This window comes from Klebsiella oxytoca NBRC 105695 (assembly GCF_001598695.1).
Classification (GTDB): Bacteria; Pseudomonadota; Gammaproteobacteria; order Enterobacterales; family Enterobacteriaceae; genus Klebsiella; species Klebsiella oxytoca.
In genome coordinates this window covers 100,379-115,760 of sequence record NZ_BCZK01000009.1, presented here as the reverse complement: position 1 = coordinate 115,760, position 15,382 = coordinate 100,379, and the positions used below count along the sequence as shown (strand labels likewise).

Genomic DNA, 15,382 nt, shown 5'->3' with positions numbered 1-15,382 from the left:
AATAGCTAAGCCAGCTGGCGTGCGCTCAATGTATCGGACAGCAGACAGTCCTTGCGCAGCGTCTGCCACGCATCAATAATCTGCGGCGGAATATCCACATGAGCGATAAATCCCTTACCCAACGGGCCATAACCCTGCGGATTGTCCGCCAGCCGCGGCGGCTCGCCGAGGATCAGCGCCAGATAGCGTTCCACCGGCCACAGGCCGCTGCTATCGCCGCTAAAGGTGACGCCGTTATCGCCATTGCACAACACCGGCGAACACCCCGGCGCGCTGTACCACATCGGCACATGCGCTGCGTCTTGCCAGACGCGGGCAAAGGTCGCCATCGTTCGCCGCTGCATGGTCGGGTCCTGGATCACCACGCCCGTTCGGTGCGTAATACCTCTCTGTTCCAGCATTTGCCGGGTAAAACGCGCATTTTCTCCACAGTTGGTGGAGCGGTCTTCCACGACAATGTATTCGCGAGGAATAGCCCAGAACCGGTGGGCAATATCGGCCAGAATGTGCGCCTCGGCGCGATCGGCTACCGGGATGGTGCAATAGCGCGGATCGTTCAACACCGCGTGGTATAAAAACGAAGTGGAATGCCCGATACCACCGCTGATCAGTAGCGGAACGGCGTGATGCGCCGCCAGCTGGCAGGCGAAATCAATGGTTGGGATCACCGCATTGCCCGCCAGCACCACGACATCGATTGATGGCTGCTGCGGCAAATCATGCTGCGCCAGCCAGGCCCCCAGCTGGTTCGCCGCGGCTAGCGTCGCCTCCGGCAGCGATGGAAAATGCTCCGACATGTTCTCTCCTTTGCGCCAATGTCACCCTTCACGGGATTGTGGATACCATGATAAACCGGAGCCGCCTTTAAGGGTTAATAAAGCCTGAGCGGTAACAAGATTGAAATAACAAGAAACGTCCAAAAACAGAACGGTTGCACCTCAATAACTCACCACCATACGCCCGATTGTTAGCGAATACGTTCAAATAAACGGCTAAATAACGGCGCGATTCGCCGGTAAAAATGGCAAAAACGGCTCCCTGACGCGGCGACCAGACTTGCCAAATGCAACATACAACCCTAGCTTCCTTAACAATTAAATAACCTCATCGCTCGCCAGGTTGCACCTGAAAATCATCAGGTGTCACCGGGTTGTGATGACTCTGGGGGAGTAGCTAAAAGATGACCTTGCACGAGAGCAGCACCACATCAATTCTCAAGAAAAACAAAAAGGTGCTCATTGCCAGCCTCACCGGCAGCGCCATTGAATGGTTCGATTATTTCCTTTACGGTACGGCGGCGGCGCTGGTATTCAACAAGATTTTCTTTCCGATGGTCGATCCGGTCATCGGTTTAATCCTCTCCTGGCTCTCGTTCTCGTTGACCTTTTTCATTCGCCCGATTGGCGGGGTGGTCTTCGCACATATTGGCGACCGAATCGGGCGTAAGAAAACGCTGGTCCTGACGCTCTCCCTGATGGGCGGCGCAACGGTCGCCATCGGTCTGCTTCCCACCTATGAGATGATCGGTTTATGGGCGCCAGCGCTGCTGATAACCTTACGTATCGTTCAGGGAATGGGCATCGGCGGCGAATGGGGCGGTGCGCTATTGCTGGCCTACGAATACGCACCGGAAAAGCGCAAAGGTTTTTTCGGCAGCATTCCGCAGGCGGGCGTGACCATTGGCATGCTGATGGCCACTTTTATCGTCTCGCTAGTGACCCTTTTCAGCGAAGAGCAGTTTCTCTCCTGGGGCTGGCGCATCCCTTTCCTGCTCAGCTCGGTGCTGGTTCTTATTGGTCTGTGGATCCGCAAAGATATTGATGAAACGCCGGAATTTAAACAGGTGAAGCAGTCAGGCCAGGTAGCAAAGGCGCCGCTGCGCGATACGCTCAAGTATCACTGGCGCGAAGTGTTAATTGCTGCGGGCCTCAAAGTAGTGGAAACCGCGCCATTCTATATTTTTTCGACTTTCGTGGTCAGCTATGCCACCACCACGCTGAGCTATCAAAAATCCCAGGCGCTTGAAGCCGTCACCCTCGGTGCGCTGGTTGCTACGGTTATGATCCCGCTGATGGGACTGCTTTCAGACAGAATCGGACGCCAGAAAATGTACACGCTCAGCGTGGTGCTGCTTGGATTGTTTATCGTACCGTGGTTTCTGCTGTTGGATACCCGCAGCACGTGGGGCATTGCGCTCGCCACGGTGATCGCCTTCGGTATTCTGTGGGCACCGGTTACCGCGGTATTGGGGACGCTCTGCTCCGAGATCTTCAGCGCTAACGTTCGCTACACCGGCATCACCCTTGGCTACCAGCTTGGCGCCGCGCTCGCCGGGGGTACCGCTCCGCTGATCGCCACCGGACTGCTGGCAAAATATGACGGTGACTGGATACCGGTCGCATGGTATCTGGCGGGAACGGTGGTGATTTCACTTATCGCGATTTTCTGCGCCAGCCGCTTAAAGCAGGCTCCCGGCGCTGTCGCCACCAGGAGCGAGATGTTATAAAGCCATTCGCTGCCGGCAACCCATTCACCCTGCCGGCAGCAGCCGAAGGATGCTCACTGCAATGCAACAAAGTCAACACACAAATATAGCGTTTTGTTCACTTTTTGAAGGAAGTCAAGATTCTGATAAATAGGGATAAAGGGTCAAAACTACGGCTTTAATGCACAAAGATGCATATTCATCCGTAGTCGACGCTGTTTTGCGTTTTTTTATTCACAAAAACTTCAACCCCACCGATAACGGCAGCATATTCTGCATTTTTGCCAAATACCGTCCCATTAAATTGGTGATAACATTCTCGTTACAGATTTTATGGCTATATCTTTCCACGGTTAACAAAATAATTATCACTGCAAAACAGGACTCTTATGGAAAAGTTATCTTACGCTTCTGAAAGTAGTACATCTCCATGGACCACCTACCTGCGTCAAATCGATCGCGTCGCCCCCTACCTCGGCGATCTGGCCTACTGGATCGAAACGCTGCGTCATCCGAAACGCGCGCTGATCGTTGATATCCCGGTACAAATGGACGACGGAACCATTCGCCACTTCGAAGGCTACCGCGTCCAGCACAACCTCTCACGCGGTCCGGGTAAAGGCGGTGTGCGTTACCATCCGGATGTGGACCTGAATGAAGTCATGGCCCTCTCAGCCTGGATGACCATCAAGTGTGCGGCAGTCAATATTCCCTACGGCGGCGCCAAAGGCGGTATCCGGGTCGATCCGTTCTCTTTATCAGAAGGTGAACTGGAACGTCTGACCCGTCGCTACACCAGCGAGATCGGCATTATTATCGGGCCGCAAAAAGATATTCCGGCGCCGGACGTCGGCACCAACGGTAAAGTGATGGCCTGGATGATGGACACCTATTCCATGAACCACGGCACCACTATCACCGGCGTGGTCACCGGTAAACCGATTCATCTCGGCGGTTCGCTGGGCCGCGAAAAGGCCACGGGACGCGGCGTCTTCGTCACTGGTCGCGAAGTGGCCCGCCGCAGCGGTATCGAAATCGAAGGCGCGAAGGTCGCGCTGCAAGGGTTTGGTAACGTAGGCAGTGAAGCGGCCCGCCTGTTCGCTGGCGTCGGCGCGCGGATTGTGGTCATTCAGGACCATACCGCCACGCTGTATAACGAAGGCGGTATCGATATGGCCGCGCTGACCGCCTGGCAGGCCGAGAACAAGCAAATTGCCGGTTTCCCCGGCGCCCGCGAAATTGACAAAGAAGCGTTCTGGACGACGCCGATGGATATTCTGATCCCGGCGGCGCTGGAAGGTCAAATTACGCGCGAACGCGCGGAAACCCTCAGCTGCAAACTGGTGCTTGAAGGCGCCAACGGCCCGACCTATCCGGAAGCGGACGACGTGCTGGCCGAACGCGGCATCGTGGTGGTGCCGGACGTCATTTGTAATGCCGGCGGCGTCACCGTGAGCTACTTTGAATGGGTGCAGGATATGGCCAGCTTCTTCTGGAGCGAAGAAGAGATCAACGCCAAAATGGACCGCATTATGACCGATGCGATCGTTCACGTTTACGATAAAGCGGTGGAAAAAGCGTGCTCTTTACGTACTGCCGCCTATATCGTGGCCTGTGAGCGAATTCTGATGGCGCGTAAAGATCGCGGTATTTATCCGGGATAATCCCCCTTCTCAGCCCGGTTAAAGCCGGGCTGAGACCAGAACTCTCCTTCCTCCCTCCCAAAGCTTCTTCCACAATAAACGCACATACCGTTAACCTGTTTTTATCAATCGGACTTGAATTCTCGTTTTTGCCAGACATAAAATCATTAGAGCTCTAACGATATTGCAGACCGATCTATGGATAACCGACAGCTAAATTTCTCCCATCTTTTGTATTTGACCGCCCATCATTGGCGGCTGGCGGTCAACCGTCGCCTCAAAGACCTCGGCATGAGCCAGGCCAGTTGGGTCGCCGTTTCCGCTATCGCGCGCAACGCGCAGCCGCTATCGCAAAGCGAGCTGGCCCAGGAGCTGGGCGTCGAAAGCGCGACCCTCGTCCCGTTGCTTAATCGGCTGGTGGATTTGGGGCTGGTTGAGCGGGTGAAAACCGAACGCGACAAACGTAAACGGCTGCTGATCGCCACCGCTAAAGGCCTTGAGGTGTATCAGCAGGTAAAAACGGTAGCCGATGAACTGCGTGAGGAGATCCTCACCGCTATCACGCCCGACGAACAGCAGCAGACTCAGCGCGTGCTGGAGAAACTGCTGCGCGAGGTAGAGAAAAAATAATGCCTCGCCGTAAAGATAACCCCTATGTGCCCCACGACTGGGCTCCGCACGAAAAACCGGCGATCCTCGGCTCGCCTTCCACCCCGATTCACAGCACGCCCAGGCGCATTGCCTACGGGATCGTTGGACTGTTGGTCTGCCTGACCGGCGCGCTGGGCAACGCGGTGGTCACCGCTAACCTGCAACTGTTGCAGGGAACCTTTGCCGCCTGGTCCACCGAGATAGCCTGGCTTCCGGCGGTCTACGTGATGACGAACGTCTCTATCAACCTGCTGCTGGTAAAATTCCGTCAGCAGTATGGCCTGCGCGCCTTCACCGAAGGCTTTCTCGTCCTCTATGTGCTGGTGACCTTCTTTCACCTGTTCGTCAACGACCTTAGCTCCGCGCTGATGGTACGCGCCGCCCACGGGATGGTCGCTGCGGCGCTGAGCTCGTTAGGCATTTACTATCAGGTGCAGGCCTGGCCCGCCCGCCATCGGCTAAAAGCGTTGACTATCGGTATTACCGGCTCATCGCTGGCGATCCCGCTGGCGCGCCTGTTTTCCACCGAACTGCTGCAAATTGACGAGTGGCGCGGACTGTACTTCTTTGAACTGGGGCTGGCGATGGTATCGCTGGCCTGCGTGATCGCCCTGAAGCTTCCCCCAAGCGATCGTAAAAAAGTTTTTGAGAAGAAAGACTTTATCACCTTCTTCCTGCTGGCGCCGGGAATGGCGCTGGTTACCGCGGTGCTGTCGCTGGGGCGTCTGGACTGGTGGTTTGAAGCGCCGTGGATCGGCTGGGCGCTGGCGGGAGCGGTGGTGCTCATCGTCTCCGCAATTGCCTTTGAACATAACCGCAGCAACCCGTTACTCAATATTAAATGGCTCTCCAGCGGCAGCATTCTGCGCCTCGGGCTGATTATGCTGCTGATCCGCATCGTGCTGGCGGAGCAAAATACCGGGGTCATCGGCTGGCTGCAGTACGTCGGCCTGCAGAATGAACAGATGACCAATCTGGCGTGGTCGATTTTCGCCGGCATCATCTGCGGCATCGTCGCCAGCTGTCTGACGCTCAACCCGCAGCGTCTCTACTGGCCCACCGCTACGGCGCTGGCGCTGATCATGGTTGCCTCGCTGCTCGACAGCCAGTCGACCATCCTGACCCGCCCGGAACAGCTAATGTTCAGCCAGTTTCTGCTGGGCTTCGGCAGCGCCTTTTTCCTTGCTCCGGCAATGCTGGCAGGGATTGGCGGCGTGATTGCCGACCAGCGCAATCTGGTAAGCTTCTCGGTACTGTTCGGCATGAGTCAGAATATCGGCGGTCTGCTGGGGTCGGCCATTCTCGGCACCTTTCAGACATGGCGGGAGAAGTTTCACTCCAGCCAGCTCGCCGACCAGTTGACCACCCTCAATCCGCTGATTACTGAACGTTTGCAGCAGTACAGCCAAATGTATCAAAGCCAGATTGGCGACAGCACCCTGCTCAACGTTCAGGCCACCACGCTGCTACAAAACGCCGCCACGCTGCAGGCCAATATTCTCGCTTACAATGATACCTATCTGCTGACGGCAGCGATTTCAGCCGCCACGCTGGTGTGGGTTTTCTGGCGCTTAATAAGATTACGTATTACCGCCCGCGTTGCGTTAAAGCGCGCGACGGGAAGCAAATAAAATTTTTACTCTGGAGTCATTATGAGTCAGCAGGATGCGGCCAAACAACAGGCCAACACCCGTAATAATATTCGCGTGGTCTCTATTTTTACCGCCGCGGCAATTGGTATTGTCGGCGTTCTGGTTATTCTTTACGCCTGGCAGCTGCCGCCGTTTACCCGGCAAAGCCAGTTTACCGATAACGCCTACGTTCGCGGGCAAACCACGTTTATCAGCCCGCAGGTCAACGGCTATATTACCGAGGTCAAGGTTCAGGATTTTAATCAGGTGAAAGCCGGCGATGTGCTGTTTCAGATCGACGATCGCATCTATAAACAGCGCGTACATCAGGCGGAAGCCACGCTGGCGATGAAAGAGGCGGCGCTCAAGAACAATCTGCAGCAGCGCAAAAGCGCCGAGGCGGTCATCGTACGTAACGAAGCGGCGCTGCAAAACGCCCGCGCGCAAAGTCTGAAAACCCAGGCGGATTTAAAACGCGTTCAGGAGCTGACCGCCGACGGTTCGCTCTCGATCCGCGAACGCGATTCCGCCCGCGCCAGCGCGGCGCAGGGGACTGCGGATATCGAGCAGGCCAAAGCGACGCTGGAAATGTCGCGCCAGGATCTGCAATCGACAATGGTTAATCGGGATTCGCTGCTGGCCGACGTCGCCAGTGCGAGGGCCGCGCTGGAACTGGCGCAGATCGACCTCCAGAATACCCGCATTATCGCCCCCGCCGATGGTCAGCTGGGGCAAATATCAGTGCGCCTTGGCGCCTACGTGACCGCCGGGACGCATTTGACCTCGCTGGTACCGCCGCAGCACTGGCTGATCGCTAACCTCAAAGAGACGCAGCTGGCGGAGGTCCGCGTCGGGCAGCCGGTAACCTTTACCGTTGATGCGCTGAACAGCGAGAAATTCACCGGTACGGTGCAGAGCATCTCCCCGGCCACCGGGGTTGAGTTCAGCGCCATTTCGCCGGACAACGCCACCGGCAACTTCGTCAAAATTGCCCAGCGCATTCCGGTACGCATCGCCGTGGATGAGGGGCAGAAAAACAGCCAGCGCCTGCGGCCGGGGATGTCGGTGCAGGTCACCATCGACACCCGCGGGGAGGAGACGCGATGATTCGTCCGCTCACCCTCGCCGTTATTCTTGCGCTGGTTGGCTGCCAGTCAGCTGATATCCCACAGGCCGCGCCGACGCTGCATATTCCCGCCGCCTGGCGCGCGGATATCGGCCCCGCCAGCCCGGTCGAGGGCGTGTGGTGGCGCAATTTTCACGACAGTACGCTTAATCAATACGTCGACCAGGCGCTACGCTACAACAGCGACGTGCTGATTGCCCGCGAACGGGTCAACGAGTACCAGGCGCGGGTCTACGCCGCCGACAGCAGCCTCTTTCCTTCACTAGACGCCGGTCTGACCGGTACCCGTGCGCGGTCGCAGTCGGCCGCCACCGGTCTGCCGATCCACAGTACGGTGTATAAAGGCGCGCTAACCGCCAGCTACGATGTTGATATCTGGGGCGCTAACCGCAGCGCCGCCAGCGCGGCGGAGGCCAGTCTGGCGGCGCAAAAAGCCGCCGCCGCCGCGGCGAACCTGACCGTCGCCTCTTCGGTGGCGACAGGCTATGTCACTCTGCTCTCGCTGGACGAACAGCTGCGGGTAACGCAACAAACGCTCAAAGCGCGGGAAGATGCCTTTAATCTGGCGAAACGTCAGTTCGAGACCGGCTATACATCGCGCCTCGAACTGATGCAGGCGGATTCCGAACTGCGCTCGACGCGGGCGCAAATTCCGTCGCTGCAACACCAAATCGCCCAGCAGGAAAACGCGCTCAGCCTGCTGCTCGGCGCTAATCCTGGCGCCGTTAAGCGCAACGCCTTTGCCCGGCTGACGCCGCTGTCGCTACCGTCCCAGCTGCCGTCAACCCTGCTCAATCGCCGCCCGGATATCGTTCAGGCTCAGCGTCAGCTGGTGGCCGCCGACGCCACGCTGGCGTCATCGCAGGCGCAGCTGCTGCCGTCCATCAACCTTACCGCCACCGGCAGCATGCAGGATCGCACTCTGCCCGACCTGCTGGATAATCCGCTACGCTTATGGAGCCTTGGCGGCAGCATCCTGGCGCCGCTGCTCAACCGCCAGGCGCTGAATGCCCAGGTAGACGTGTCGATGGCCCAGCGCAATCAGGCGTTGTATAGCTACGAAAAAACGGTGCGCGGCGCGTTTAAGGAGGTCAATGACAGCCTTGATGCTATTGGCCGCTACGGGGAGCAGCTGACGGAGCTGCAGGCCCAGGAGGACGTAGCCCGGGAGACGCTGCGCATTGCCCAAAACCGTTATCGCAACGGCTACTCATCCTATCTTGACGTCCTGGACGCCCAGCGTACGCTGTTTTCCACCCAGCTCAGCGTGGTGCAGGTGAAAAACAATCTGCTGCTGGCGCAAGTCGATTTGTACCGGTCGCTGGGAGGCGGCTGGTCTGATTCATCAGGGATGTAATACGGGAAATCTGACATGCAACAACAGTGGTCGGCAGTAGATAATTATCTGGTGGAAGCGTTAATCCCCAACGATCCCTTGCTCAACCAGGTTCTGGAAAATAACCAGCGCGCCGGGCTTCCGGCCATCGATGTTGCCGCCAATCAGGGGCAGTTTCTGGCCCTGCTGGTGCGCATGACGGGCGCCAGACGCATCCTCGAGATTGGCACGCTCGGCGGCTACAGCACCATCTGGATGGCCCGGGAATTGCCTGCCGATGGCGAATTAGTCACCCTGGAGGCCGATGCGCACCATGCCGCCGTGGCGCGCGAGAACCTGCGCATGGCGGGCGTGGATAAGCTCGTTGAGGTGCGGGAAGGCCCGGCGCTGGCCACGCTGGAGAAGCTGGGCGACCATCCGCCGTTTGATCTGATCTTTATCGATGCGGATAAGCCGAATAACCCAAACTATCTGCGCTGGGCTTTGCGCTACTCTCGCCCGGGGACGCTGATCATTGGCGATAACGTGGTGCGCGACGGCGAAGTGACCGATCCGCATAGCGCAGATGACCGCGTTCAGGGCGTCAGGGAGTTTATTGCGATGATGGGCAGCGACCCGCGCCTGACGGTAACGGCCCTGCAAACCGTGGGCAGCAAAGGTTGGGACGGGTTCACCCTCGCGTGGGTGAACGCCTGACGCCAACAGATTTCCCCGGCAGCCTGCGCCACCGGGGAATGCAGCGGCTCAGGCCGTAATCTGCTCCATTGCCTGCAGCACCCGCTTGTCGGAAATCGGATAAGGCGTGCCGAGCTGCTGGGCGAACAGGCTGACGCGCAGCTCTTCAATCATCCAGCGAATCTCCTGCACGTCCTCATCCTGGCGACGATTGGGCGGTAGCTTATTCAGCCACTGCTGCCACGCCTGCTGCACGCTCTCCACCTTCAGCATCTGCACGCGGTCGCGGTGCGGGTCGATCGCCATTTTCTCCAGCCGTTTTTCAATCGCCTGCAGATAGCGCAGCGTATCGCCCAGGCGGCGGAAGCCGTTGCCGGTGACGAAGCCGCGATACACCAGCCCACTCATCTGCGATTTAATATCCGACAGCCCCAGCGCCATGGTCATATCGACGCGACCTTTCAGGCGTTTATTGATGTTGAACACCGCGGTCAGGATCTGCTCAACCTGTTTGGCGATCTCCACCACCGTCTCGTTGAGCTCAGCGCGCACTTTTTCATGCAGCGCGGCAAAGCCCTCCTCGCTCCACACCGGGCCACCCGCTTCATCGATCAGCTTATCGACGCCGCAGGAGATACAGTCATCGATCAGATCCAGCACCTTGCCGTAGGGGTTGAAATAGAGCCCCAGCTTGGCTTTATTCGGCAGCTTCTCATGCAGATATTTAATCGGCGATGGGATATTCAACAGCAGCAGGCGGCGCAGGCCGCGCCACATCTCCTGCTGCTGCTCGAGCGGATTATCAAACAGCTTGATGGCCACGCTGTCGCGTTCGTCCACCAGCGCCGGCCAGGCCTTAACTTTATAGTTGCCGCGCTTCTGCTCGTAGCTCTCCGGCAGGCGGCCAAAGCTCCAGATATGTAGCCCGCTCTGCTCTATACCGTCATCGGCGACTGCGGACAGCGTCTCCTGTACCTTGCCTTTCAGGGCATCTTTCAGATCCTGCAGCGAGCGCCCTTCCTGTAGCTTCTTATTTTTGTCGTCCACCACCCGGAAAGTGATTTTCAGGTGATCGGGCACCTGATCCCACTGCCAGGCCTCGCGGTCAATAGTCACGCCGGTCATCCGCCGCAGTTCGCGCTCAAGGGAATCCAGCAGCGGCAGCTCCAGCGGCGTCGCGCGGCCGAGAAACGCTTCCGCGTAGTTTGGCGCCGGGACAAAATTGCGGCGCACCGGCTTCGGCAGCGATTTAATCAGGGCGATAATCAGCTCCCGGCGCAGACCGGGGATCTGCCACTCAAACCCGGCCTCTTCCACCTGGTTGAGCAGCGGCAGCGGAATATGCACCGTCACGCCGTCGGCATCTGCGCCCGGCTCGAACTGATAGGTCAGACGCAGCTTCAGATTGCCCTGGTGCCAGAAGTTCGGATAGTCCAGCTTACTGACCTGCTCCGCGCCTTCTTTAATCAGCATACTTTTTTCAAAGTTAAGCAGATCCGGCGTCTCGCGACTGGCCTGTTTCCACCATTTATCGAAGTGGCGCGCGGAGATGACGTCATGGCTGATGCGCTGGTCGTAGAACTCAAACAGCGTTTCGTCGTCGACAAGAATGTCGCGGCGGCGCGACTTATGCTCCAGCTCTTCAATCTCGTTGCGCAGCTTCAGGTTGTCACGGAAGAAGGCGTGGCGGGTCTGCCAGTCGCCCTCCACCAGCGCATGGCGGATAAACAGTTCGCGGCACAGCGCCGGGTCAATCTGGCTGTAGTTGACCTTACGGGCCGCGACGATAGGCAGACCGTAAACGGTGACCTTCTCCGTCGCCATCACCGCGCCCTGCGCGCGCTCCCAGTGCGGTTCGCTGTAAGAACGTTTGAGCAAGTGCTGAGCGACCGGCTCGACCCATTCCGGCTCTATGCGTGCGGCGATACGCCCCCACAGGCGGCTGGTTTCCACTAGCTCGGCGACCATCGTCCATTTCGGCGGCTTTTTAAACAGCCCGGAGCCGGGGAAGATAGAGAAGCGAGCGTTGCGCGCGCCGGTGTATTCCTGCTTATCGGTATCTTTCATACCAATGTGCGACAGCAAACCGGTCAGCAGCGCGGTGTGAATTTCGCGATACTCTGCCGGTTCGCTATTCACCGGCAGGCCGAGTTCTTTAACGACCTGACGCAGCTGAGTGTAGATATCCTGCCACTCGCGCACGCGCAGGTAGTTGAGAAAATCGACCCGGCACTGGCGGCGGAACTGGTTCGAGGAGAGCGCTTTTTGCTGCTCGCCCAGGTAGTTCCACAGGTTGACGAACGCCATGAAGTCGGACTCTTTATCGTGGAAGCGGCGATGCTTCTCATCGGAAGCCTGCTGCTTATCCATTGGCCGCTCGCGCGGGTCCTGAATAGAGAGCGCCGAGGTGATAATCATCGCCTCGCGCACGCAGCCGTGTTTTTGCGCCTCCAGCACCATTCGCGCCAGACGCGGGTCCACCGGCAGCTGGCTGAGCTGGCGCCCCATCGGCGTCAGCTTATAGGCGGTCTGCTGTTCGTCAGTGGTAATCGCCCCCAGCTCTTCCAGCAGACGCACGCCGTCCTGAATATTGCGTTTATCCGGCGCTTCAACGAACGGGAAAGCGGCAATATCGCCGAGTCCGAGCGCGGTCATTTGCAGGATAACCGACGCCAGGTTGGTGCGCAGAATCTCCGGATCGGTAAATTCCGGGCGCGACAGGAAGTCGTCTTCTGAATAAAGACGAATGCAGATCCCGTCAGATACGCGGCCGCAGCGGCCTTTACGCTGGTTGGCCGACGCCTGAGAAACCGGCTCAATCGGCAGACGCTGCACTTTGGTCCGGAAGCTGTAGCGGCTGATGCGCGCGGTACCGGGGTCGATAACGTACTTAATGCCCGGTACGGTCAGCGAGGTTTCCGCGACGTTGGTCGCCAGCACAATTCGCCGCCCGCTATGGGCCTGGAACACGCGGTTCTGCTCGCTATTGGAGAGCCGCGCATACAGCGGCAGCACCTCGGTGTGGCGCAGATTCAGCTTGTTAAGCGCATCGGCGGTATCGCGAATTTCCCGCTCGCCGCTCATAAAAATGAGGATATCGCCAGCGCTTTCACGTCCCAGCTCGTCAACGGCGTCAAAGATCGCCTGCAGTTGATCGCGTTCGGTGTCATCGGCGTCCTCAACGATGGGCCGATAGCGCACCTCAACCGGGAAGGTTCGTCCGGACACTTCGATAATCGGCGCGTTGTTAAAGTGGCGCGAGAAGCGTTCCGGGTCGATGGTCGCTGAAGTAATGATGATTTTCAGATCCGGGCGACGCGGCAGCAGTTCCCGCAAATAGCCGAGCAGGAAGTCGATATTCAGGCTGCGTTCGTGCGCTTCATCGATGATGATGGTGTCGTACTGCATCAGTAGCCGATCCTGCTGGATTTCCGCCAGCAGAATACCGTCGGTCATCAGCTTAACCATCGTATTGTCGCTGACGTGATCGCTGAAGCGAACTTTGTAACCGATGCAGCCGCCTGGTTCCGTTTGCAGCTCCTCGGCAATACGGTTGGCAACGGTACGCGCGGCCAGACGACGCGGCTGGGTATGGCCGATTAAGCCTTTAACGCCGCGTCCAAGCTCCATGCAAATTTTCGGCAACTGGGTGGTTTTCCCCGACCCGGTTTCCCCCGCCACAATCACCACCTGGTGATCGCGCACGGCTTCGAGGATCGCTTGTTTTTTCTGGCTAACCGGCAGGTTATCCGGATAGGAAATCGCTGGCCGCGCGGCTTCGCGCAGCAGGACTCTCCCTGCCGCCTGTTCAATTTCTTGCGCCATCTCCTGCAGAATGGCCTGTTGGGCATCAGGATTTTTAACCTTCTTCACGCCGTGCAGGCGACGGGCAAAGCGCGACTTATCGCGCAGCATCAGGCCATCCAGCTGCGTAAAGAGCTGTGAGAAGGTGAATTTTTGTTGTTCTGTCATAGCGTTATCGGGCAGTGCACTGCCGGGAAAAATCTCTTATGAAATATTGCGCTAGAGTACCACATCCGCGCATTTCGTGCCTTGTTCAAAAAAACTGAATACAGAGTTCGATTTATTGCGCTTTCTCTGTGACATGATTGTGAATACAGTGTCATCAAGCACCAGGGCACAGGCCCGTCAATCACATTAAAAAAGGAAACACCCATGAGCAAAGTATTAGTTCTCAAATCCAGTATTCTGGCAGGGTACTCGCAATCTGGTCAGCTGTCCGACTATTTTGTTGAACAATGGCGTGAAAAACACGCGCAAGACGTTATTACCGTGCGCGACCTGGCTGCAAATCCGATCCCGGTACTGGACGGCGAGCTGGTTGGCGCCCTGCGTCCGAGCGATGCGCCGCTGACGCCGCGTCAGCAGGAAGCGCTGGCGCTGTCCGACGAACTGATCGCTGAACTGCAGGCGAACGATGTGATTGTTATTGCGGCGCCGATGTACAACTTCAACATTCCGACTCAGCTGAAAAACTACTTCGACCTGGTGGCTCGCGCTGGCGTCACCTTCCGCTATACCGAGAAAGGGCCAGAAGGTCTGGTAAAAGGAAAACGTGCGGTGGTCGTCACCAGCCGCGGCGGTATCCATAAAGATACCCCGACCGATCTGGTGACCCCGTATCTCTCTACTTTCCTCGGTTTTATCGGCATCACCGACGTGAACTTCGTCTTTGCTGAAGGCATCGCTTACGGTCCGGAAGTCGCCGCGAAAGCGCAGTCTGATGCGAAAGCCGCTATCGACAGCGTCGTTGCCGCATAAGATTTGCCTCCTCCTGCTTCCCGGCGGGAGGAGAGTTTCACTTTTTCTCGTAGCGCAAATACCCCACCACGCCCCCGCCGCCATCTTTCGGATGATTCACGCCATCGTTGACCTCCACGCAGGGAAAATCGAAGGGCGACACGCCTGCAATGCAGGCCACATTCACCCCGTACTGCTGCGGATTTGAACGCCGCTGATGAAAAGTGTAAATCCCGCATACCGAGCAGAAAAAGTGCACGGCTTCACCGGTGTTAAAGCGATACTCCGTGAGCTTCTCCCGCCCGCGTAAGATATTGATTCCTGAAAGCGGCGCGGAGACCGTAACCGCTCCCCGCATCCGGCAAAATGAACAGTTGCAGCGTCGAGCGGTGTTGAAGCCATCGCTGAGTTCAACGGTAAACGCCACCGCGCCGCAGTGGCATTGAGCGGATAATTTTTCTGCCATATTTTCCCCTCAGGACGATGACTTTGGCCGTAAATTCTCGTCAAAGACGAGACGCTTTCTGTCCGGCTCTGCTTCTTTGAGCGGTTCCACCTGATGCAGCGTCTGCTTGCAGCGCTCCACCAGCATCTGATACTCCCGCGTTCCCTGCTTTTTCCAGGCCAGCTCCTGTTCGCTTAACGCGCGGATGGCTTTGGCCGGACTGCCGACAATCAGATGGTTGGCGGGCATTTCGGCGTTGGCTTTCACAAAGGCTGAGGCGCCGACAATGCTATTCTCCCCAATCCTGGCACCGTCAATAATCACCGCGCTCATGCCCACCAGCGCGTTGCGGCCGATGGTACAGCCGTGCAGAATCGCGCCGTGGCCGATATGTCCCTCCTCCTCCACGACCGTATCCTGGCCGGGAAAACCGTGCATCACGCAATTGTCCTGGATGTTAGCGCCATCTTTCACCACGATACGGCCAAAATCGCCGCGCAGGCTGGCGTTAGGCCCGACGTAGACCCCTTTGCCGAGGATCACGTCGCCAATCAGCACGGCGGTGGGATGAACATAGCTTTCGTCCGGTACAACCGGCGTCATACCGTCAATCTGATAAATGGGCATGG

At 57.8% G+C, this 15,382-nt stretch carries 12 protein-coding genes; 8 read left to right on the top strand and 4 right to left on the bottom strand.

Going from position 1 to position 15,382, the window contains the following annotated elements:
• Positions 1 to 5 precede the first annotated feature (5 nt).
• Positions 6 to 797 (bottom strand): YdcF family protein, encoded by a 792-nt coding sequence (locus tag KO1_RS16670; RefSeq protein ID WP_064407049.1) that lies wholly within the window; start codon positions 795 to 797, stop codon positions 6 to 8.
• Between the two features lie 383 nt (positions 798 to 1,180).
• On the opposite strand from KO1_RS16670, the gene KO1_RS16665 reads away from it, so the two are divergent.
• The 7 genes from KO1_RS16665 (at position 1,181) to KO1_RS16635 (ending at position 9,568) form a co-directional block, all read left to right on the top strand.
• The gene (locus KO1_RS16665; protein WP_017145977.1) at positions 1,181 to 2,506 is read left to right on the top strand and encodes an MFS transporter; all 1,326 of its coding nucleotides are present in this window, start codon (positions 1,181 to 1,183) and stop codon (positions 2,504 to 2,506) included.
• Between the two features lie 368 nt (positions 2,507 to 2,874).
• A complete protein-coding gene (locus KO1_RS16660; RefSeq protein WP_004112700.1) occupies positions 2,875 to 4,149 on the top strand; it encodes a Glu/Leu/Phe/Val family dehydrogenase in 1,275 nt (424 codons plus the stop codon).
• A 177-nt stretch (positions 4,150 to 4,326) separates the two neighbouring features.
• The gene (locus tag KO1_RS16655) at positions 4,327 to 4,758 is read left to right on the top strand and encodes a MarR family winged helix-turn-helix transcriptional regulator (protein ID WP_004101713.1); all 432 of its coding nucleotides are present in this window, start codon (positions 4,327 to 4,329) and stop codon (positions 4,756 to 4,758) included.
• The gene (locus KO1_RS16650; protein ID WP_017145978.1) at positions 4,758 to 6,410 is read left to right on the top strand and encodes an MFS transporter; all 1,653 of its coding nucleotides are present in this window, start codon (positions 4,758 to 4,760) and stop codon (positions 6,408 to 6,410) included. The genes KO1_RS16655 and KO1_RS16650 overlap by 1 nt, the downstream gene beginning before the upstream one ends.
• Positions 6,411 to 6,431: 21 nt before the next feature.
• Positions 6,432 to 7,517, top strand: coding sequence for an HlyD family secretion protein (locus tag KO1_RS16645; protein ID WP_017145979.1), 1,086 nt, complete (start codon positions 6,432 to 6,434; stop codon positions 7,515 to 7,517).
• Positions 7,514 to 8,893: an efflux transporter outer membrane subunit gene (locus tag KO1_RS16640; protein ID WP_017145980.1), complete on the top strand. Its 1,380-nt coding sequence runs from the start codon at positions 7,514 to 7,516 to the stop codon at positions 8,891 to 8,893. The genes KO1_RS16645 and KO1_RS16640 overlap by 4 nt, the downstream gene beginning before the upstream one ends.
• Positions 8,894 to 8,908: 15 nt before the next feature.
• The gene (locus KO1_RS16635; protein ID WP_004101705.1) at positions 8,909 to 9,568 is read left to right on the top strand and encodes an O-methyltransferase; all 660 of its coding nucleotides are present in this window, start codon (positions 8,909 to 8,911) and stop codon (positions 9,566 to 9,568) included.
• A 48-nt stretch (positions 9,569 to 9,616) separates the two neighbouring features.
• Here the strand turns inward: KO1_RS16635 and hrpA are convergent, their stop codons facing one another.
• Positions 9,617 to 13,519, bottom strand: a complete 3,903-nt coding sequence (gene hrpA, locus KO1_RS16630) for an ATP-dependent RNA helicase HrpA (protein ID WP_023320875.1) — start codon at positions 13,517 to 13,519, stop codon at positions 9,617 to 9,619.
• 204 nt (positions 13,520 to 13,723) lie between these two features.
• On the opposite strand from hrpA, the gene azoR reads away from it, so the two are divergent.
• Positions 13,724 to 14,329 (top strand): FMN-dependent NADH-azoreductase, encoded by a 606-nt coding sequence (gene azoR, locus KO1_RS16625; RefSeq protein ID WP_004101701.1) that lies wholly within the window; start codon positions 13,724 to 13,726, stop codon positions 14,327 to 14,329.
• A 37-nt stretch (positions 14,330 to 14,366) separates the two neighbouring features.
• Here azoR and KO1_RS16620 read toward each other — a convergent pair whose 3' ends face one another.
• Together KO1_RS16620 and paaY are read right to left on the bottom strand one after the other, a co-directional pair.
• Complete coding sequence (locus KO1_RS16620) at positions 14,367 to 14,774, bottom strand: GFA family protein (protein WP_049593175.1); 408 nt, start codon at positions 14,772 to 14,774, stop codon at positions 14,367 to 14,369.
• Positions 14,775 to 14,783: 9 nt separating this feature from the next.
• Positions 14,784 to 15,380: a phenylacetic acid degradation protein PaaY gene (paaY, locus tag KO1_RS16615; RefSeq protein ID WP_004101697.1), complete on the bottom strand. Its 597-nt coding sequence runs from the start codon at positions 15,378 to 15,380 to the stop codon at positions 14,784 to 14,786.
• Positions 15,381 to 15,382: the final 2 nt, after the last annotated feature.

Bases quoted from the DNA above. Each gene is read 5' to 3' on its own strand.
- KO1_RS16650 (WP_017145978.1), top strand. From the start codon at position 4,758: ATGCCTCGCCGTAAAGATAACCCCTATGTGCCCCACGACTGGGCTCCG.
- KO1_RS16670 (WP_064407049.1), bottom strand. From the start codon at position 797: ATGTCGGAGCATTTTCCATCGCTGCCGGAGGCGACGCTAGCCGCGGCG.
- hrpA (WP_023320875.1), bottom strand. From the start codon at position 13,519: ATGACAGAACAACAAAAATTCACCTTCTCACAGCTCTTTACGCAGCTG.
- azoR (WP_004101701.1), top strand. From the start codon at position 13,724: ATGAGCAAAGTATTAGTTCTCAAATCCAGTATTCTGGCAGGGTACTCG.
- KO1_RS16620 (WP_049593175.1), bottom strand. From the start codon at position 14,774: ATGGCAGAAAAATTATCCGCTCAATGCCACTGCGGCGCGGTGGCGTTT.
- KO1_RS16655 (WP_004101713.1), top strand. From the start codon at position 4,327: ATGGATAACCGACAGCTAAATTTCTCCCATCTTTTGTATTTGACCGCC.
- KO1_RS16665 (WP_017145977.1), top strand. From the start codon at position 1,181: ATGACCTTGCACGAGAGCAGCACCACATCAATTCTCAAGAAAAACAAA.
- KO1_RS16660 (WP_004112700.1), top strand. From the start codon at position 2,875: ATGGAAAAGTTATCTTACGCTTCTGAAAGTAGTACATCTCCATGGACC.
- KO1_RS16640 (WP_017145980.1), top strand. From the start codon at position 7,514: ATGATTCGTCCGCTCACCCTCGCCGTTATTCTTGCGCTGGTTGGCTGC.
- KO1_RS16645 (WP_017145979.1), top strand. From the start codon at position 6,432: ATGAGTCAGCAGGATGCGGCCAAACAACAGGCCAACACCCGTAATAAT.
- paaY (WP_004101697.1), bottom strand. From the start codon at position 15,380: ATGCCCATTTATCAGATTGACGGTATGACGCCGGTTGTACCGGACGAA.
- KO1_RS16635 (WP_004101705.1), top strand. From the start codon at position 8,909: ATGCAACAACAGTGGTCGGCAGTAGATAATTATCTGGTGGAAGCGTTA.